The organism is Stenotrophomonas sp. (assembly GCF_050737075.1).
GTDB lineage: Bacteria > Pseudomonadota > Gammaproteobacteria > Xanthomonadales > Xanthomonadaceae > Stenotrophomonas.
Window position 1 is genome coordinate 1 of the sequence record NZ_JBOHXV010000061.1, and the last position, 19,981, is coordinate 19,981.

Consider the following 19,981-nt stretch of genomic DNA (forward strand, 5'->3'; position numbering starts at 1 on the left):
GGTCACGACCGTTGGTCGTGACCGGCATCGGCCCCGGCCTTGTATTTGTCATCTCCGGGTGCGAAAGTCCCTTGCCGCTAGATAAAGACGGCACGCATGACCAAGAAGATTCCGCTGTTGATCGACACCGATCCGGGTGTCGATGACGCTCTGGCCCTGTTGATGGCCTTTGCCGATGAACGCCACGATGTCGTTGGCCTGACCATCGCCGCCGGCAATGTCGGCCTGGACCACACGGTCCGCAATGCGCTCAAGCTGTGCGAAGTGGCCGGCCGTGAAGACGTTCCGGTGTATGCCGGCACCCCCGACCCGCTGCTGCACCCCTCCGTCGATGCTGCTCACGTGCACGGCGCCGATGGCTTTGGCGACGTCAACCTGCCGGCCGCCAAGCGCCAGGCCGAGGCCGAGCATGCCGCGCTGGCCATCCTGCGCCTGTCGCACCAGTACGCCGGGGAGCTGTTCCTGGTCGCGCTCGGTCCGCTGACCAACCTGGCCCTGGCCCTCAAGCTCGATCCCACCCTGCCGCAGCGCGTGAAGCGTTTCCTGGTGATGGGCGGGGCAGTGACCTGCCACGGCAACATCACTCCGGCGGCCGAATTCAACATCGCCTTCGATCCCGAGGCGGCCCACGTGGTGTTCACCGGCTTCCCGCAGATCGAAGTGGCCGACTGGGAGGCCACCGTCGCCCACGGCCTGCTGCACAAGGATGTCGAGCAGTGGCTGGCCTTCGACAGCGACAAGGCGCGCTTCTACGAGCTGATTTCGCGCCAGACCCGGCTCTGGTCGGAAGACAGCCGTGGCGACCGCTGGTTTGCCGCCGATGCCCTGGCCATGGCCTGGGCGCTGCAGCCCGACGGCGCGCTGCGGGTCGAATCGCGCCCGCTGAACGTGGAACTGGCCGGCGTGCACAGCCGGGGTGCTACCATTGTCGACTGGAACCGCCAGACCGGGCAGCCGGACAACACGCAGCTGCTGATGGCCTATGACCAGGGGCGCTTCGAAGCCCAGGTCCGGGCCGCCCTCGGGGTCCAGTAAGGCCGCCACGGCGTGCCTGTTCATGTAGCGGGGGTCCCGGCTTGCCCTTGACGGGTGCCGGGACTATAATGCCGCGCTTACGTTTTTCATATTCTCTACGGTGTGTCCATGAAGGCCGATATCCATCCGAACTACCGTGACGTCGTGTTTCAGGACGTCACCTCCGATTTCAAGATCCTGACCCGTACCACCATGGCTTCGAAAGAAACCACCACGTGGGAAGACGGCAACGAGTACCCGCTCGTGAAGATTGAAATCTCGTCCGCGTCGCACCCGTTCTACACGGGCAAGCACAAGGTGATCGACACCAGCGGCCGTATCGACAAGTTCCAGAAGCGTTTCGGCAAGCCGGCTCCGGCTGCTGCTGCCGAGTAAGCTGTCGACGTTGCTGCATGAAAACAACGGTCGCCTCGGCGGCCGTTGTTTTTTTTTGCCTGCGATCCAGTGGCGCCGCCTTTGCGACGCGAACCCTGCTGCTGCATGAACGGCGGTTCATAAATTCACCCGGCAGGGTGCAACGCAGTGTCCGAAGCACCCTCTCGAAGGCGTCGCCAGCCTTGCGTGGGTGGGGCTTGGCGCGTGCGCGTCTACGACTTCCGTCCTAGGGCGTGGCAAATGTTGCTGTGCGATAATGGCGTGATCCACAGCACAGGTTGTGGACTTCCTTCACGTGCCTGCCCCATGCGCTTGGGTGGGCGCCTTCCCCTGAGGAGCGCACACAGTGTCCGATCTTGATCAGGTCACGCTCAACGCCGGCGATAAGTCGGTTGTTTTGCCGGTCATCAAACCCACGCTTGGCAACGAGTGCGTCGATATCTCGAAGCTGACCAAGGAAACGGGTCTCTTCACCTACGACTCCGGCTTCACCGCCACCGCCAGCTGCAAGTCCGCCATCACCTACATCGACGGTGACAAGGGCGTGCTGCTGTATCGCGGCTACCCCATCGAACAGCTGTCGGAGAAGTCCAGCTACGTCGAAGTGGCCTACCTGCTCATCAATGGCGAACGTCCGAGCGCCGAGCAGCTGAAGGCCTTCACCGACGAGCTGGCTGCCGAAGCCAACGTCGATGCGTCGATCAACACCCTGATCGGCAGCTTCGCCAAGGACGCCCATCCGATGGCGATCCTGACCGCCGCCATCGCGCAGCTGTCGGGCATCTACCACGCCTCGCTGGACCTGTCCGACGCCGAGCAGCGCCGCCAGGCCGCCGTGCGCCTGATCGCCAAGGTGCCGACCCTGTCGGCCCTGATCTACCGCCACGGCAAGGGCCTGCCGGCCAACAAGCCGGACACCTCGCTGGACTACGTCAGCCGCTTCCTGAAGCAGACCTTCGAGTCGGCCGATGGCCAGTACGAGCTGAACCAGGACGTGGTCAAGGCGCTGGACCTGCTCTTCATCCTGCACGCCGACCACGAGCAGAACGCCTCCACCTCGACGGTGCGCCTGGTCGGTTCGACCGGTGCCAACCCGTACGCGTCGGTCGCCGCTGGCGTCACCGCGCTGTGGGGTCCGGCCCACGGCGGTGCCAACGAAGCCGTACTGAAGATGCTCGAGGAAATCGGTTCGGCCGACAACGTCGAGTCGGCCGTGGTCAAGGCCAAGGACAAGACCTCGGGCTTCCGCCTGATGGGCTTCGGTCACCGTGTGTACAAGAACTTCGACCCGCGCGCCAAGGTCATCGGTGAGATGACCGGCAAGGTGCTCAAGCAGCTGGGCGTGCAGGATCCGCTGCTGGACGTGGCCGTGAAGCTGGAACAGGCCGCGCTGCAGGACGAGTACTTCGTTGCCCGCAAGCTGTACCCGAACGTCGATTTCTACAGCGGCATCATCTACAAGGCGCTGCAGATTCCGACCGAAATGTTCACCGTCATGTTCGCCCTCGGCCGTACTTCCGGCTGGGTCGCACATTGGCTGGAACAGCAGGTCGACCCGGAAATGAAGATCGGCCGCCCGCGCCAGGTCTACACCGGCAGCGACGTGCGTGACTACCAGGGCTGATCGCCCTGCTGTAGCGCGATGAAAGAACGCCTCCGCAAGGGGGCGTTTTTTTTGCAATGACGCGTTCGACGACAGAACGCCATTCCGCCATGCGGCGGCGAGCATAGGGCAATGTGGTTCGTCATGCGCATCGATTCCGCTCGGAATGCTTGCGTTGAAGCAGGTTCGCGCGCGCTGTCGCAGAACCGTGTGCCGCGCCCTCGGTTTAAGAATGGTTGAGTGGGGGCGTGCACGGCGTTTGCCTACCGTGATCGTGTCGCCGGCACTGCACACCGCCGTGTTGCCGACCGCCTCGAACGAGGTGCTTTTCAATCACGGGAGAGAGACTCATGTACCGCACTCTGAAGCAGGCCGCGTTGGGCCTGGCGATCTGCATCGCCGCACTGTCCGTCCATGCCGCCGAAGCGCATATCACCGTCTGGGCCAACGTCGACCCGACCCTGTCGCTGCTCAAGGCCGATGGCAGTGCGCTTCCCGATGCCGTGCAGCTGCCGTACCGCGCCGGGCAGGGATTGAGCAGCTGGAGCGAACGCGTGCGCGTGTTCTCCAATGACACCAGCCTGGACGTCGATGTGCGCCTTGCCGAACCGGCCGTGCTGATGCCCAAGGTGACCGCCGCCGGCGCGGTCGATGTGCCGCTGGCCGTCAGCCTCAACGGTCGTGAGCTGGGCCTGGCACCGATCGCGTTCACGTCCGACCAGCTGTTCCAGGGCGCCATCCCCGGCGCGTCCATCGAAATGCCGCTGACCGTGGCCCAGGCAACGCCGGGGCCGATCGCCGCCGCCGGCCTCTACGACGGTCCCGTCAGCCTCGTGCTGGTGCAGAAGGCCAGCAGCCTCTGACCGACCACGCCGATGTCGGCCTTCGCAGGCCGGCATCCGTGCGGCCCTGCCATGCGCATTCCTGCTCCCGCCCTCGTCCGGCTGGCGGTGGCGCTCGCCCTGTCGCTGCCTTCCGGGGCTGCCCAGGCGAGCCCGGTGCCGGTCGGCTTTGAAGATCTTGTCAGTGGCCAGCGTGAGCGGGTGGAGGTGCGCGCCTTCGGGCGTTCGGCCGGCCTGTGGCCTGCGTGGGTGAGCCTGGACCACGTCCAGCTCGAACACCCCGTGCAGGTGCTCGCCGCGCTGGGACTCTCTGTCACCGCCCAGCAGGCGCTGCAGCCGGCATTGCAGGCACCGTTGCCGCGTGACAGCCACCTCGCCTGCATTCATGGCCAGCCGCAGCCGGGTTGCGGCTGGCGCCCCCCGTCGGAGGACCCCGCACACGTGCATGCCATCTTTGACGAAGGCGAAGGTGCGTTGCTGCTGTTTCCCGCACCGCGGTGGCTGCCGCGGGCCGAGCGCGATACCACCGGCCTGCATGCACCGAGCGAACACGCCGAAAATGCGCTGCTGCACCAGCAGAACCTGGCGCTCAGCGGCAACGGCCGCGAATACGCGTTCAATGCGAATGGGAGTGCCGCGCTCGGCATCCAGCGCGCCGGCCACCTCGGCGGTAGCTGGAACTACGCCCGCAACGCGTGGCCGGGACAGCGCCCCCGTGCGCGGTTCGAATTCGATGACCTGTACTACCGGCATGACCTCGCCCGGCGGCACTACCTGCAGGTCGGGCGCATGGACCGGCGCAACCTGGCCAGCACCCAGGGCGGCCAGTTCGGCCTCGGGCTGCTGCCGCTCGAGCGCTTCGATGGTGTGCGCATGGGCACCACCCAGGCCTACGTGGACGCCGACGCGGACGCCGGTGCGGCGCCACTCACCGTGTTGCTCGCCCGCCAGGCGCGGGTGGATGCGTTCGACGGTGAGCGCCTCCTGCAGACCTTCTACCTGCCCGCCGGCGTCAGCGACCTGGACACCCGCCAGTTTCCGGGCGGCAGCTACGCGGTGACCCTGCGCATCTACGAGGACGGCCGCTTGGTACGCACCGAGACGCTGCCGTTCGCGCGCGGCCAGGACTGGGGCGAACCGGGCCTGCAGTGGTTCGTGCAGGGCGGCAGGGAGCGTTCGCACGCCGACGACGTCGGAACCGGCGGTGGCGGCGTACAGGCCGGCGTTCGCGTGCCGTTGGCGCGCCAGTCCGGCATGAGCCTGGGCGTGTCGCAGGTGGCCGACGGCCGCTATGCCGAACTGCGTACCGGCACGCGTCACCGCGTCGCCGGGCACGACCTGCAGGCCGAGCTGGGGGCCCTGCTCGGCAGCGAGGGCAGCCGCGGCAGCCAGCAGCAGCTGAGCGTGCGCAATGCCGCCTCCTGGAACCTGTACCGGCAGCGCCTGCGCGGCCGCCACTGCCGTAGCGGCGTGCGGATGGGGGATGACCGGCTGGGGTGCGCCGACGTGCTCAGCGCCTCGCTGAGCGTCCCGTTGGCCGGCGGCAGCCTCTACCTGGGGCATACCCGTCGGCGCTCACTGGCGACCGCCACTGCGGCCCGCGATACCCGCAGCGTGCAGGCCGGCTACAGCCTGACGCGCCACTGGCGGGGCGTCAGCATCGGCACACGACTGGGTGCGTGGCGGCAGGACGGCCTTGGAACCGACCGGGGCGTGCAGGTGGCCATCACGCTGTCACGGCTGCACCACGGGGGCGACAGCACCGGCCTGCGCCGGATCGGCGTCGAGGCGCGCCAGCCGCACGCCGGTGCCGCGGAACGCCGTTTGCTGCTGGCCCAGTCCTGGCGCCAGGAACAGGACGGCGCCGCGCGCGATGCCGCCGCCGAGCTCAGCGTGCAGGACGGTGGGGGTTCCGATGTCCTGCTGGCGGCGCGCGCGTATACCCCGCAGGGCCACACCGGCGCCGTGCTGAGCCACCATCGGCACGCGCACGCCAGCGAAACCGCGTACAGCCTGAGCCACGGTTCAGCGCTGGCGGTGTCCTCCCGCGGTGTTTACTGGGGCAGTGCCAATGGCGCCGACGCGGGCGTGGCCGTGAGCGTGGCGCATGCCGACCTCGCGGCGCTGGACGGCGCTGCCGCCGAGGTGCAGGCCGGTTCCCAGCGCCGCCAGGTGGTGCGCTTCGGGCAGCGCCGGCTGCTGCCGCTCAGCGGCTACCAGCGCCACCGGGTGGAGGTGCACGATGTTGCCGGGCAGGCGCACGACGCCGCCGTACGCGTGGCCCAGCCGGGCACCGCGCACCAGTCGTTCCTGCTGCCGGGCCGGGTGATCGCACTGCCGGTGGGGGTGGAGGCCACCTTCACCTACATCGGCAGCGCACGCGACGACACCGGCGCAGCGCTGGCCGGTGCGCGCGTTCTCAACGCCGCCGTGCCGCCGCTCGGGTCCGACGGCGGCTTCATCGCCGAGCTGCCGACCCGCGCGGCGGTGCTGTACCTGCTGCAGGAGGGCCGCCTGCTGCACTGTCCGCTGCAGGTGCGTGAACAGCGCAGCGTCGTGCTGCTGGTGGGGCAGGTCGCCTGCGCGCCGCTGGCACGCGCGGCGTTGCCGGCCACCATCTCGCAGCAGGCGCGGGTACAGCGCCTGCTGGACGCCGCCGCACCGCTCAGCGTGCGCCTGCCATGACCCGCGCCCGCGCCTTCACGCTGCTGCCTGCGCTGCTGATCGCGTTGCCTGCCGCCGCGCAGCGTCCTCCTGTGACGGTGCCGGTCGGCGGCACCACCGTGACCGCCGTGACGCATGCCTTCGACCGTTCCGCGCCGCTGCCCCTGCAGTTGTGGGCACCGCGCACGGTGCTGGGCTTCGACGAAGTGGCGCAGGGCCATGGCCGCCTGCATGTGACCTGCACGGAGGTGGCGGCGCGCGGCCGCTGTCCGCGCAGCGACACCGGCGAAGGGCCGACCGGGCGCCGGCCGATCCTGCTGGAGTTCCACGAACAGCGCAGTGGCCAGCGCAGGGACGTCGCCGTCACCGGCTGGATGGAACGGGTCGAATGGGAGCGCAGCTGCAGTGACGACTACTGGGACAAATCGGAGTACCCGCTGTGGACCTCGGCGACCCGTGAGTGCCACGTCCAGCCGGCCGGTACCGCTGCGACCCTGCAGGTGGCGGCCATGGACATCGCCGGGCTGGTTGCCGGCCGCTGGCGGGCGGAGCTGCACCTGGATGTGCGCGGTGGTGCAGGAGGGGCCGTGCTCGGCCGCCACGTGTTCGTGCTGGACGTCACCGTGACCGACCCGGGCCGCGCGGCCATCCACCTGCCCGAATACGGCGGCTCGGCCGCGGCCGTGGACCTGCAGCTGCAGCTGCGCAGCCAGCCGCCACCGGCCAGCGTGGGCGGCGAGGCAGTGCTGGACATGTGCCTGTACGACGGGCTGGGGTCGCACAGCAGCCAACTGGTGCTGATCGCGCGCGATGGCATGCCCGACACGCCCGGGCGGCCGCCGGGCCTGTTCTCCGTCTGGCACCAGGGCGGTGGACGCGAGGCGTACGAGCGCATCGATTACCGCCTGCAGCTGCTGCATGCGGGCAGGACCATCCCGCTGCACCCCGATGCACACACCGTGCTGGACGACATCGACAGCGCCGAGGTGCGCCCGGTGCTGCTGCCCGGCATGGACCAGCCCGTGCACTGCGTCCCGACCCCGCTGACCCTCATCACGCCCCGCGTGCCGGCAGCGGACAAGCGCGATGGACGCTACCAGGGCGATCTCACGCTCGAAATGCGCCTGCCCACCCGCCGCCCCTGACTTCCGGAGACTTCCATGCGCGCGCACCGCGTCACCCTCCTGCTGCTGTTCCTGCTGCCTGCCGCGCCGGTGCTGGCGAACCTGGATGTGCATCCGATGCGCGTCCACGTCGATGCCGGCCGCACCAGCAGCATCCGCGTGCAGGCGCAATCGCCCCGCACCCAGTACATCCGGGCCACGGTCCGGCGGGTGGTCGCGCCCGCCACCGACGAAGAACACGAGGTGGAGCCGCCGGCGGGCGACGCCTCGGCGATTGCCGTGACGCCGGGCATGTTCGCGCTGGCGGGCGGCGGCAGCCGGCTGGTCCGGGTGATCGCGCTTGCGCCGGTGACCGAGGAGACCGCCTTCCGCGTGTATTTCGAGGGTGTGCGGGGTGCCGAAGCCGGCGCCGACGTCGAGCCCGTGGAAACGGCCAGTGCAACGATTGGCGTCAGCCTCGTCTGGGGCGTGCTGGTCAACGTGCTGCCCGCCGACGGACAGGTGGACATGCGGCTTGCCGAGGGTCGCCTGGTCAACCGCGGCACCCTGCGGCTCGGCATCCGCCGGATCCAGCACTGCGTCGCCACTGTCTGCAGCACCCATGACATCGAACGCAGCGTGTATCCCGGCGCTGCGCTGGCGTTGCCGTTCCAGCCGACGGCGGGGTCGCGCGTGCGCGTCGACTACCGCCTGAGCCGTGACGGCTACCGGGAACACCAGCAGACCCTGCTGCCATGAAAGGAACCACCATGAACTGCTCTCTTCCCGCCTGCGTTGCCGCGCCTGTCGCGCTGCTGATCCTGCTGCCGGGCGCTGCCCTCGCCACCCTGCCGGCGGTGCCCTCCGACCCGGCACCCATCGCGGTGCAGGACGATGGAGCGCCATCCACCACGCACGCGCTCGCGTTCGCTGGCGAGCTCGGCGTGGGCGTCGGCGTCGCCGGCGTGTTCGGGCGTGATCGCGTGACGCACTGCGAGGCGCCACCGCCGCAGGTCCCCAGCCCACCGCCGGAATGGTCGGATGCCCTGTGGCAGGTCAACGCCAACGGCGAGCTGATTGCCCGCAACCGCACCGACATCGCGCTGCTGCGCGACAGCGTGCTGGGGGTCAGCGCCGACCTGGGCGACGTGGTGCGCTTCGACAAGGACGCCACCGTGCACCTGCGCGGCGCGCGCCTGGTGGCGCTGGGGGAGGGCGAGGTCAGTGCCGACAGCCACATGGCGGTCAACGGGGCGCAGCTGTTCGCCGCCACCAAGCGCGTGGCGGCGCTCGAGTACACGCAGCGGTATGCCCGCGTCGGCGCCGACGAGATGAGCCTGCCGGCGCAGGCGGGGCACCTGGGCACGGCGATGGGCAGCGATGCCCGCGCACAGGGCGCGGGATCGACCGCCATCGGCAGTTTCGCCACCTCGCTGGGCAGGAATTCGGTGGCACTGGGGCGCGCGGCGATCGTCCTGGAAGGTGCCCACGACGGCTTCTCGCTGGGCTCGCGCTCGCGCGTGCTGGCCGAAAACGGCATGGCCATCGGCGCCTCCACGCAGGTGTGGGAGGGCGCGCATGACAGTGTCGCGCTGGGCTTCGGCTCGATCGTACAGAACCCGTTCGAGGTGTCGGTGGGCGGGCAGGGGATGCGCCGGCGGATCACCAACGTCATGCCGGGCATTGCCGCCGATGACGTTGTCTCGGTGCGGCAGCTGTCCGCGCTGGCCGGCGTGCTCGGCACCGGCATCGACGCGCAGGGCGGGGTGCGTGGCCTGACGTTTGCCGTACAGGGGAAATGGCATGGGACGGTGGCCGGCGCGCTGGATGCGCTCGATGACGCGGTCAGCGCGGCGCACGACGCGGTAGGCAGCATGGGCGAGCGGGTGGATGCGCTGGCGGCACGGCAGGGCGCGAGCGGGGAGGGCGCGGTCGTCGTCGACCCGATAGTCGCCCGCGCCAGTACGCCGGCAGATGCGCCGGCCGCCGCGGCAAGTGATGACCCTGCGGCGGCGGGTTCGCCCCCCAGCGATGAACCCGTACGGGGCGCCGCGCCGCGGGTCGAAGCCCCCCTTCCGCCGGTGGATGCGCGCGCGGTCGACGACGCGGTGCAGCGTGCCAACGCCTACACCGACCAGGCGTTGGCGGGTGTGGATCGGCGCATGGATCGCCTCGACCGGCGCATGAACCGCATGGTCGCGATGGGCAGCGCGCAGGCGGCGATGGCCATGAACACGGCCGGGCTGCCGACCTGGAACCGGCTGGGGGCCGGCATCGGCCATGCCGATGGCGAGGCGGCGTTGGCGGTGGGCTACCAGCGCGTACTGGACCGGCGCGCGACCACCAGCGTCAGCCTCAGCGGCGCCTTCAGCCAGGGCGGCGAGCACACCGTCGCCCTGGGCATGGGCATCGGCTGGTAACTACCCGGCCAACAACGCGCGGACCTGTGCGGCCGAGGCGCGCCGCATCGGTTTCTCGTCGATGGCCGACAGCGGCGGCTGGCGCAGCACGTCGTAGGGCAGCACCGCCACATCGAACGTCAGTTCCTCGGCGCTGAACACCCACACCGGCACATCCAGCGTGCGCTCACGGTCCAGGCGCACGCGCCGCGTGCGGGATTCGGCCGGGATGCGGTGGTCTTCCAGGAAGCGCTGCACGTCGTCCTCGTCGTCGCAGTGAACCTGCAGCTGCACGGGGCTGTTGGCATCGGCGGTGCCGTCCAGCACCGGGCCGCACAGGCGCGGGGAGAACCCCTGCAGGAATTCCAGGGCACGCAGGGCGGCCTCACGCCGCTGGCGCAGGTGCACCTCGTGCCCTGCGCCGGCGAACAGGCGCTGGTACTCGCGCAGCGCGTCCTCGATTTCGGTATTGCGCGGCAGCGAGGCATCGTCATGGATGCCCAGCCGCCCAGCGGCCTTCAACTTGGCCTGGTGGTAGTCGCGGATGCCGCCCTCGGCCATCAGCCGGGCGGCTTCATGGGCGAGCCGGTGGCGGCGCTCGCGGGTCTGGCTGTCCGCATGCTGTCGGGCCCGATGCATGAGCAATCTCCCCTATCGACCTGCCACCGACTCTACATCAGAAAATATCAAACGCCGCGTCGTCGGCCTGAGGCGTCTGCGTATTGAAATCGTACTCGGCCAGCTTCTCCATGTCCTCGACCTTGACCCATTCGGTGGCGCCGTTGAGGGTGGCCTGGACCATGCCCGACGGCGGTTCGTTCTGCGCCACCGGCGTGTCCTTCAGCGCCACGCGCATGTAGTCGATCCAGATAGGCAGCGCAGCGCGCCCACCGTATTCGCGGTAGCCCAGCGAACGGAAGTCGTCGCGGCCCACCCACACGGTGGTGGCGTACGGGCCGCCGAAGCCGGAGAACCAGGCATCGCGATGGTCGTTGGTGGAGCCGGTCTTGCCGCCGACGTCCTCGCGACCCAGCACTTTCGCGGCGGTGCCGGTGCCGCGCTGGACCACGTCGCGCATCATCGACACCAGCTGGTAGGCCGTGCGCGCATCAATGGCACGCGGCGCCACGCGGGCATCCGGGTTGGCCGGGCGGGCGGGCTCCGAAGGTTGTTCCGGCTTGGCCGCAACGGCGGCAGCCGGTGCAGTCGCCGGTGCGGCAGCCGCGCCGAAGTTGAAGCCGTCCACCACCTGGCTCACCGGTGCCCCGCCGCTGGTGCCGGCGCAGTCGCGGCAGGCCAGGGCCGGGTTTTCCTTGAACACCAGGTTGCCATCACGGTCGGTGACCTGGTCGATCAGCCAGGTGTCCACGCGTGAGCCGCCATTGGCGAACACGGCATAGCCGCGGGCGACCGACAGCGGGGTCAGCGACGCGGTGCCCAGCGACATCGACAGGTTCGGCGGCAGCTCGGCCTCGGCGAAGCCGAACTCGCTGATGTACTTGCGCGCGTAGTCCACGCCCATGCCGTCGAGCAGGCGCACCGACACCAGGTTGCGCGACTGCACCAGCGCCTCGCGCAGGCGCATCGGGCCGCGGAACCCGCCGCCGTCGTTCTGCGGCTGCCAGGTCTTGCCGCGGCGGTCGCGGAACACCACCGGGGCGTCCAGCACGATCGAGGCGGGGTTGAAGCCCTTGTCGAACGCGGCCGCGTAGATGAAGGGCTTGAAGCTGGAGCCCGGCTGGCGGCGTGCCTGGGTGGCACGGTTGAACTTGTTGCCGGAGAAGCTGAAACCGCCGACCAGCGCCTTGAGCGCACCGCTTTCAGCGTCCAGTGAGACCAGCGCGGACTGCCCGCGCGGGATCTGGTCCAGCAGCCATTCGCCTTCCTTCTCCCCGGCGCGCACGCGCACGATATCGCCGCGCTGCACCAGCTTGGCCGGCGTCTTGCTGGTCCACTTGGCCGCCGATGCGGGCAGCACGATCTCGCTGCGGTTGGCCAGCACCACCGTGGCGCTGCCGTCCGCACCGGTGCCGGCCACGATGGCCGGCAGCAACCCGGTCTGGCTGCTGATGCCGCGCAGGTGGGTGGCCAGGGCCGCGGCATCGTCGCCCGCGCCCAGCGCCACCTGCTGCTCCACCCCGTGCCAGCCGTGGCGATGGTCGTAGGCCAGCAGGCCGTCACGCACGGCCAGGTTGGCCGCGGTCTGCATGTCGGCGTTGATGGTGGTGGTGACGTGGTAGCCCTTGTTGAGCACGTCGCCGCCGAAGCGGGCGATCATCTCCTGGCGGACCAGTTCGGCCACGTACGGGGCCTCCACCTGGACCGGCGGCTCATGCGCGCTGGCGTGCATCGGCACGGCCTTGGCGGCGTCGGCCTCTGCCTGGCTGATGAAGCCCAGGTTGGCCATGCGCTGCAGCACGTAGTAGTCGCGGCGCTCCTGGGCGCGCTCGGGGTTGCTGATCGGGTTGCCGCTGGAGGGGAACTTGGGGATGCCGGCCAGCGAGGCCATCTCGTCCAGGTTCAATTCGCCCAGCTTCTTGCCGTAGTAGAACTCGGCCGCCGCGGCCACGCCGTAGGCGCGGTTGCCGAAGAAGCTCTTGTTCAGGTACAGCTCGAAGATCTCGTCCTTGCTCAGCTCCTGCTCGATCTTGCGCGCCAGCAGGATCTCGGCCAGCTTGCGGGTGTAGCTGTACTCCGAGCTCAGGAAGAACTGGCGGGCGACCTGCTGGGTGATGGTGGAGCCACCCGGCACCCGCTTGTCGTTGGTCGTGGCCAGCAGCCAGACCGCGCGCGCGATGCCCTTGTAGTCGACCCCCCCATGCTCGTAGAAGCGGGCGTCCTCGGTGGCCAGGAAGGCCTGCTTGAGGCGCTCGGGGACCTCCTTCATGGTGATCGGGGTGCGCCGGGACTCGCCGAAGACCGCCATGAGCCGGCCATCGCTGGCGTAGACGTACATGGGCTCCTGCATCTCGATGTCGCGCAGGGTCTGCACGTCCGGGAGACGGGAGGAAACGGCGTAGTACAGGCCCCCGGCGACCGCGGCGCCGATCAGTGCCAGGACCAGGAAGGCGACCAGCAACCAGCGCATCCAACGGCGAAGGCGAGTCATCAGTGACAGATTCCGATTGCGAATTTCGTGGCCGCAGAGTATAGATTACGCAAGGGAACGGCTGGGGTTGTTCCCGGGGAGAGCATTTCAGTCACCGTCAGGGGACGCGTGAAACGAGCAGTAGTGCACGTTTTGCACGTTGATGGTTGCGATTTGCAAAAAATACGTTATTAATGCGCGGGCGCAGGTTATGCGTCCAAGTGCCCGTCGGCAGGGGAGAAACCGTGGGGCTTATCCCAAAAAGCCAGTTGATGCTTATTGGCGTCGATATCAGTTCGACTGCAGTGAAGCTCTTGCAGCTTTCCCGCAGCGGCAATCGTTTCCGCGTGGAACATTACGCCGTGGAACCACTTCCGCCGAATGCGGTCGTGGAGAAGAACATCGTGGAAGTGGAGGCCGTGGGTGAGGCCATCCGCCGCGCGGTGAACCGTTCAGGCTCCAAGGCCAAGTACGCTGCCGCCGCTGTGGCGGGTTCGGCGGTCATCACCAAGCTCATCCCGATGCCGGCTGACCTGGACGAGAACGACATGGAAGCCCAGGTCGAGCTCGAAGCGGTCAACTACATCCCGTATCCGATCGAGGAAGTGAACCTCGATTTCGAGGTGCTGGGCGCCATTCCCAACAACCCGGAGATGGTCCAGGTGTTGCTGGCCGCCTCGCGCTCGGAGAACGTGGAGCTGCGCCAATCGGCGCTGGAGCTGGGCGGTCTGGTCGCCAAGGTGATGGACGTGGAGGCCTTCGCGGTCGAAAACGCCTTTGCCCTGGTCGCCAGCGAACTGCCGATCGCCAGTGATGGCGTGGTCGCGCTGGTGGACATCGGCGCCACCATGACCACCCTGAACGTGCTTCGCGGTGGGCGTAGCCTGTACAGCCGTGAGCAGGTGTTCGGCGGCAAGCAGCTGACCGACGAGGTCATGCGCCGCTATGGGCTGACCTACGAGGAAGCGGGCCTGGCCAAGCGCCAGGGCGGGCTGCCGGAAAGCTACGAGATGGAAGTGCTCGAGCCGTTCAAGGAAGCCACGGTCCAGCAGATCAGCCGCCTGTTGCAGTTCTTCTATGCAGGCAGCGAGTTCAACCGGGTCGACCACATCGTGCTGGCCGGCGGTTGCGCGGCGCTGGCCGGTCTGCCCGAGATGGTGGAGGAACAGCTGGGCGTGGCCACCGTGGTGGCCAATCCGCTGGCACAGATGACGCTGGGTCCGAAGGTTCAGGCGCATGCCCTGGCCCAGGACGCCCCGGCGCTGATGATTGCCACCGGTCTGGCGCTGAGGAGCTTCGACTGATGGCAAGAATCAATCTATTGCCCTGGCGCGCCGAGCGGCGCAAGCAACGCCAGCGCGAGTTCATGACCATGCTGGGCTTTGCCGCCATTGCTGGCGTCGTGCTGTCGGCGCTGATCTGGTTCTACTACGACCGCCAGGTCAGCGGGCAGGGGGATCGCAATGCGTTCCTGACCGCCGAGATCGCGCGGGTGAAGGAACAGAACAAGGAAATCGACCGCCTCGACCGCCAGAAGGACCGCCTGCTGGCGCGCAAGAAGGTGATCGAGCAGCTGCAGGCCAAGCGCTCGCAGATGGTGCACCTGTTCGACGCCCTGGTCCGGACCATCCCCGATGGCCTGGTGCTGACCGCGCTGAAGCAGGAAGGCGACATCCTGACCCTGGAAGGTCGCACCCAGTCCAATGCCCGGGTCAGCGCCTACATGCGCAACCTGGAGAATTCGGGCTGGATGACCAAGCCGGAACTGTCGGTTATCGAAGCCAAGAAGCCGGACGAGGACAAGGACAAGCCGATCGGCCCGGTCGCGGACATCTCGGCGCTGCCGTACATGTTCGTGGTCAAGGTCACCCTGCCGGCACAGAGCGAAGCCGTCGACGGTATCGCTCCGGATGGCAGCGTGGTGGCACCGGGTACCGATCCAGCCGCCGCACCGGCCGCCGCGCCGGGTGTCGCACCGCTGGCGCCTGCACCGGCCGGAGGCACTGCACCCGCAGGCCCGCCGCCGGCACCGCCGGCGCCCTCGGGTAGCCGCATCGTCCCCGCCCCGACCGAACAACCGGCCGCGTCGAGCACGCCGCAGAAGGGGGCCGCATGAGCCAGAAGAAAGTCAATCTGAAGGACCTGGATTTCAACAACATCGGCAGCTGGCCGCAGCAGGCGAAGATCGTCTTCTGCGCGCTGCTGGCCCTGGTGATCATCGTTGTCTCCTGGTTCCTGCTGATCAGCGGCAAGCGCGACGAGCTGGCCTCGCTGGAGCAGACCGAAGTGGGGCTGCGCGCGGACTTCGAGAAGGAACAGGGCCGTGCGGTCAACCTGGAGCCGCTCAAGCAGCAGCTGGCCCAGATGGAGCAGGTGCTGCAGCAGATGCTGCGCCAGCTGCCCAGCAAGACCGAAATGCCCGACCTGATCATCGACATCTCGCAGACCGCGTTGTCCAGCGGCCTGGTCAACGAGCTGTTCCAGCCGGGTGAGGAAGTGCCGAAGGAGTTCTACGCCGAGAAGCCGATCGCCCTGCGCATGGTGGGCAGCTACCACCAGTTCGGTGCGTTCGTCAGCGGCGTGGCCTCGCTGCCGCGCGTGGTCATCCTGACCATGCACGACATCAACCTGAAGCCCAAGGACCCGAAGACCGGCATCACCGCGCGCAGTGGCGCGCTGGAGCTGTCCGGCACGGTCAAGACCTACCGCTATCTGGACGACGTTGAAATGGAAGCGCAGGAGAAAGCCGCCGCCCAGGCCGCAGGCCCGAACGGAGGCACGCCATGAACCTGGCCAGCACCGTGCGTATCTGCGGTCTGCTGATGCTGGTCCTGCTGGCGGGCTGCGCACGCAGCACCACCAGCACGCCGGGTGACGCGCCGAACCTGGAGAAGTGGGTCGCCGACGTGCGTGCGCGTCCGGCACCGCCGCTGGAGCCGCTGCCGGTAATGCAGCAGTTCGAGACCTTCGAGTATTCCGCGCAGGGCATGCGCGATCCGTTCACCGACGCCTGGGCCAACCCCCAGGCCGGTGGCTCGGGCCTGCGCCCGGACCCGAACCGCCGCAAGGAGCCGCTGGAAGCCTTCCCGCTGGACGCCTTGGACATGGTCGGTTCGATCGGCAAGGGCGGCGCACTCGTCGCGCTGGTGATGGCGCCGGACAAGGTCACCTATCGGGTGCGTCCGGGCGTCTATCTGGGGCAGAGCGACGGCCGGGTGACCGGGGTCTTCGAAGACCGGATCGAACTGATTGAACTGGTGCCGGATGGCGCGGGCGGCTGGCTGGAACGGCCTGCATCGCTCTCGCTTGAAGATCAATGAATGATTATGGGGATAGCACGATGACCTTTTCCAACGCCATGCTGCAGCGTCCCGCCCGGCGCCCGAAGCTGATCCACCTGTGCGCGCTGGGAGTCGCGCTCATGGTGGCCAATGGCACGCTGATGGCGGCAACGCCGGCGGCGGCTGCCACGACACCGGCGGCCAGCGCTGCACCGGCTGCCGCACCGGCATCGCTGGCGGTGTCCAAGATCGACTTCAAGCGCGGTGAAGACGGCGCTGGCCGGCTGATCCTGCAGTTCGACGGCAAGGGGGCCAATCCGGACCTGCGCAACCAGGGCAACAGCGTCGTGATCGACGTTGGCAACGCGACCCTGCCGGAGAACCTGCAGAAGTCGATCAACGTGACCGACTTCGCCACGCCGGTGCAGCGCATCGATCCCAAGCCCTACGGTGGCGGCACCCAGCTGGTGCTGAACACCAATACCGCGTTCGACTCGCTGGCCTACCAGACCGGCAACGAGTACGTGGTGGAGATCACCGCGCGCAAGAATGCGCCGGCGAGCGGTGCGATGAACGCAGCCACCGTGACCCAGGCCGCCGCAGCGGTGGCCCAGCGTGGTTACAGCGGCAAGCCGGTCACCTTCAACTTCCAGGACGTGCCGGTGCGCACGGTGCTGCAGTTGATCGCCGAAGAGTCCAACCTGAACGTGGTGGCCTCCGACAGCGTCGAAGGCAATGTCACCCTGCGCCTGGTCAACGTGCCGTGGGACCAGGCGCTGGACATCGTGCTGCGTGCCAAGGGCCTGGACAAGCGTCGCGATGGCGGCGTGATCTGGGTGGCGCCGCAGCCGGAGCTGGCCAAGTTCGAGCAGGACAAGGAAGACGCCCGCATCGCGATCGAAAACCGAGAAGACCTGATCACCGACTACATCCAGATCAACTACCACAACGCGGCGGCGATCTTCAAAGCGCTGACCGAGGCCAAGGGCATCGGCGGTGGCGGTAGCAGCAACGGCGGCAGTGGCGGTGGTGGTTCCTCGCAGGAAGACAGCGGGTTCCTGTCCTCGCGTGGCCGCATCGTGGCCGACGAGCGCACCAACACGCTGATGATCAGCGACATCCCGAAGAAGATCGCGCGCATGCGCGAGCTGATCAACGTGATCGACCGCCCGGTCGACCAGGTCCTGATCGAAAGCCGCATCGTCATCGCCACCGATACGTTCGCACGTGAGCTGGGTGCCAAGTTCGGTATTTCCGGTAGCCGCAACAACGTATGGTTCGGCGGCAATACGGACCAGAACCACGCCAACATCACCGACAATGCCGAGGCTCAACGCGCCTACCAGGAAGCGCTCGCGGATCAGGCGGCCAATGGCGGCCCGATTCCGGTGGCGCCGGGGCGGGTCTTCAATACGCCCAATCTGAACTGGAACCTGCCGGTTGCCGCAGCCAGCAACCCCGGCTCGCTGGCGCTGTCGATCCTCAACGCGGGCTACCTGCTGGACGTCGAGCTGTCGGCGATGCAGCAGGAATCGCGCGGCGAAGTGATCTCCAACCCGCGCGTGGTCACCACCAACCAGCGTGAGGCGGTGATCAAGCAGGGTAAGGAAATCGGCTACGTGACGATCACCGGTGGTACCGGTGGCCAGGCCGCCACGCCGAACGTGCAGTTCAAGGAAGTGCTGCTGGAGCTCAAGGTCACCCCGACCATCACCAACGACAACCGCGTGTTCCTGAACATGTCGGTCAAGAAGGATGAAGTCGAGAGCTACATCTTCCTGGAAGGTTACGGCCAGGTGCCGACGATCAACCGTCGCGAAGTGAATACCGCCGTGCTGGTGGACGATGGTCAGACCGTCGTGATCGGTGGCGTGTATGAGTTCACCGACCGCAACAGCGTGAACAAGGTGCCGTTCCTGGGCGACGTGCCGTTCCTCGGCAATCTGTTCAAGAAGCGCAGCCGCAACAAGGACAAGGCCGAACTGCTGGTGTTCGTCACCCCGAAGGTGCTGCGCGTGGCCAAGACCAACTAAGTCGCTGCGTCAGCGAACCGTGGGTCCACAAGGATCCGGTGCCACCCCGTGGCACCGGATTTTTTTTGTCCTCCGGTTCACCGCACGCTGGGGCGCGCAGGACTATGCTGGCCACCACGTCAGTTCCACAGGTATCGAGTTTCATGACCGTGGCCAACTGCTCCCGGTGCTCCGCGCAATGCTGTCGGCTGACCGCCGTGCTCGCAGCGTCCGAACACCTCCCGCCGCACCTGATCACCGACATCGGCGGTGGCCAGCGCGCGATGGCGAAGGGGGAGGACGGCTGGTGCGTGGCGCTGGACCGGACCCGCATGTGCTGCGGCATCTATGACGAGCGGCCGCAGGTCTGCCGACGCTTCAAAATGGCCGGCCCGTATTGCAGCGCGATCTTCGATGGCGACAGTGACGTAGCGCCCAGCCGGTAGCGATCACCGCGTTCAGGCAATCTTGATCCCCCTGCGTGGCCGCGCCTGCCATCATGTGCGCGGAACCTTACGCCTGTTGCGTGGGTCAGATGGACGCCATGAACCTGCCACCCCCCATGCCCGGACTCGACGCCCCTCCTTCCTCACCTCCCTCTGCCGAACACGACCGCCTGCATGACGGCTTTCGCGCCCTGCGCGATGGCCTGTCTGCCGAGATCGTGGGGCAGGGCGCGCTGGTCGAGCGCCTGCTAACCGCGCTGCTGGCCGACGGCCACCTGCTGGTCGAGGGCGCCCCCGGCCTGGCCAAGACCACCGCCATCCGTGCCCTGGCGGCACGCCTGGAGGCGGAGTTCTCCCGCGTCCAGTTCACCCCCGACCTGTTGCCGGCCGACCTGACCGGCACCGAGATCTGGCGGCCGCAGGAAGGCCGCTTCGAGTTCGTGCCGGGGCCCATCTTCCATCCCATTCTGCTGGCCGACGAGATCAACCGTGCGCCGGCCAAGGTGCAGTCGGCCCTGCTGGAGGCCATGGGCGAACGCCAGGTCACCGTCGGGCGGCATACCTATGCACTGCCGCCGCTGTTCCTGGTGATGGCCACCCAGAATCCGATCGAACAGGAAGGCACTTTCCCGCTGCCGGAGGCGCAGCTGGACCGGTTCCTGATGCACGTGCGCATTGGCTACCCGGATTCGGACGCCGAGGCGGAGATCCTGCGGCTGGCACGCGAGCGCGCCCGCGATGCGCTGGGCAACGCACCGCCGCCGCCGCCGCGCATGCCGCTGGAGGACGTGTTCGCCGCACGCCGCGCGGTGCTCTCGCTGCACATGGCGCCCGCACTGGAGCGTTACCTGATCGAACTGGTGCTGGCCACCCGCGACCCGGCGCGCTACGACCCGGCCCTGGCACGCCGGATCGCTTGGGGCGCCAGCCCGCGTGGCTCGATCGCGCTGGAGCGCTGCGCGCGGGCGCGCGCCTGGCTGGCCGGCCGCGACTTCGTCACCCCCGACGATGTGCGCAGCGTGGCCCTGGACGTGCTCCGCCACCGCGTGCTGCCCAGCTATGAGGCCACCGCCGAAGGCTGGGACGGCGAGCGCCTGGTCGCCGAGTTGCTGACCCGCGTGCCGGTGCCCTGA

17 protein-coding genes are annotated in these 19,981 nt (G+C 68.2%); 15 read left to right on the forward strand and 2 right to left on the reverse strand.

All coding sequences use genetic code 11. The features are described 5' to 3' along the window. The first annotated feature begins 96 nt into the window (after window positions 1-96). From ACREPD_RS14560 to ACREPD_RS14595, 8 genes are all read left to right on the forward strand, one after another. Window positions 97-1,035 carry a nucleoside hydrolase gene (locus tag ACREPD_RS14560; RefSeq protein ID WP_431599979.1) on the forward strand — a complete coding sequence of 313 codons (939 nt, stop codon included), beginning with the start codon at window positions 97-99 and terminating at the stop codon, window positions 1,033-1,035. A 108-nt stretch (window positions 1,036-1,143) separates the two neighbouring features. Further along, window positions 1,144-1,410: a type B 50S ribosomal protein L31 gene (locus ACREPD_RS14565; protein ID WP_431599980.1), complete on the forward strand. Its 267-nt coding sequence runs from the start codon at window positions 1,144-1,146 to the stop codon at window positions 1,408-1,410. Window positions 1,411-1,756: 346 nt separating this feature from the next. Next, entirely contained in the window at window positions 1,757-3,034 is a 1,278-nt protein-coding gene (locus ACREPD_RS14570; protein ID WP_431599981.1) for a citrate synthase, read from the forward strand. A 329-nt stretch (window positions 3,035-3,363) separates the two neighbouring features. Then, complete coding sequence (locus tag ACREPD_RS14575; RefSeq protein WP_431599982.1) at window positions 3,364-3,876, forward strand: CS1 type fimbrial major subunit; 513 nt, start codon at window positions 3,364-3,366, stop codon at window positions 3,874-3,876. 51 nt (window positions 3,877-3,927) lie between these two features. Beyond that, on the forward strand, window positions 3,928-6,540 hold the full coding sequence (locus tag ACREPD_RS14580; RefSeq protein ID WP_431599983.1) for a CS1-pili formation C-terminal domain-containing protein: 2,613 nt from the start codon (window positions 3,928-3,930) through the stop codon (window positions 6,538-6,540). Continuing rightward, window positions 6,537-7,664 (forward strand): CfaE/CblD family pilus tip adhesin, encoded by a 1,128-nt coding sequence (locus tag ACREPD_RS14585; protein ID WP_431599984.1) that lies wholly within the window; start codon window positions 6,537-6,539, stop codon window positions 7,662-7,664. Before ACREPD_RS14580 ends, ACREPD_RS14585 begins: the two co-directional genes overlap by 4 nt. Before the next feature lie 15 nt (window positions 7,665-7,679). Then, window positions 7,680-8,381, forward strand: a complete 702-nt coding sequence (locus tag ACREPD_RS14590) for a pilus assembly protein (RefSeq protein WP_431599985.1) — start codon at window positions 7,680-7,682, stop codon at window positions 8,379-8,381. Window positions 8,382-8,392: 11 nt separating this feature from the next. Continuing rightward, window positions 8,393-10,042 carry a YadA-like family protein gene (locus ACREPD_RS14595; protein ID WP_431599986.1) on the forward strand — a complete coding sequence of 550 codons (1,650 nt, stop codon included), beginning with the start codon at window positions 8,393-8,395 and terminating at the stop codon, window positions 10,040-10,042. On the opposite strand, the gene ACREPD_RS14600 is transcribed toward ACREPD_RS14595, so the two are convergent. Next, a complete protein-coding gene (locus tag ACREPD_RS14600; protein WP_431599987.1) occupies window positions 10,043-10,660 on the reverse strand; it encodes a hypothetical protein in 618 nt (205 codons plus the stop codon). Window positions 10,661-10,697: 37 nt separating this feature from the next. Next, complete coding sequence (locus ACREPD_RS14605) at window positions 10,698-13,130, reverse strand: penicillin-binding protein 1A (RefSeq protein ID WP_431599988.1); 2,433 nt, start codon at window positions 13,128-13,130, stop codon at window positions 10,698-10,700. A 224-nt stretch (window positions 13,131-13,354) separates the two neighbouring features. On the opposite strand from ACREPD_RS14605, the gene ACREPD_RS14610 reads away from it, so the two are divergent. From ACREPD_RS14610 to ACREPD_RS14640, 7 genes are all read left to right on the forward strand, one after another. Continuing rightward, entirely contained in the window at window positions 13,355-14,413 is a 1,059-nt protein-coding gene (locus ACREPD_RS14610) for a pilus assembly protein PilM (protein WP_431599989.1), read from the forward strand. Continuing rightward, window positions 14,413-15,225 carry a PilN domain-containing protein gene (locus ACREPD_RS14615; RefSeq protein WP_431599990.1) on the forward strand — a complete coding sequence of 271 codons (813 nt, stop codon included), beginning with the start codon at window positions 14,413-14,415 and terminating at the stop codon, window positions 15,223-15,225. The genes ACREPD_RS14610 and ACREPD_RS14615 overlap by 1 nt, the downstream gene beginning before the upstream one ends. Next, entirely contained in the window at window positions 15,222-15,896 is a 675-nt protein-coding gene (locus tag ACREPD_RS14620) for a type 4a pilus biogenesis protein PilO (protein WP_431599991.1), read from the forward strand. Before ACREPD_RS14615 ends, ACREPD_RS14620 begins: the two co-directional genes overlap by 4 nt. A gap of 35 nt (window positions 15,897-15,931) precedes the next feature. Further along, window positions 15,932-16,429 carry a pilus assembly protein PilP gene (locus tag ACREPD_RS14625; RefSeq protein ID WP_431600003.1) on the forward strand — a complete coding sequence of 166 codons (498 nt, stop codon included), beginning with the start codon at window positions 15,932-15,934 and terminating at the stop codon, window positions 16,427-16,429. A 20-nt stretch (window positions 16,430-16,449) separates the two neighbouring features. Then, window positions 16,450-18,423: a type IV pilus secretin PilQ gene (locus ACREPD_RS14630; RefSeq protein WP_431599992.1), complete on the forward strand. Its 1,974-nt coding sequence runs from the start codon at window positions 16,450-16,452 to the stop codon at window positions 18,421-18,423. A 143-nt stretch (window positions 18,424-18,566) separates the two neighbouring features. After that, window positions 18,567-18,848, forward strand: coding sequence for a YkgJ family cysteine cluster protein (locus ACREPD_RS14635; protein ID WP_431599993.1), 282 nt, complete (start codon window positions 18,567-18,569; stop codon window positions 18,846-18,848). Window positions 18,849-18,946: 98 nt separating this feature from the next. Beyond that, window positions 18,947-19,981: an AAA family ATPase gene (locus ACREPD_RS14640; RefSeq protein WP_431599994.1), complete on the forward strand. Its 1,035-nt coding sequence runs from the start codon at window positions 18,947-18,949 to the stop codon at window positions 19,979-19,981.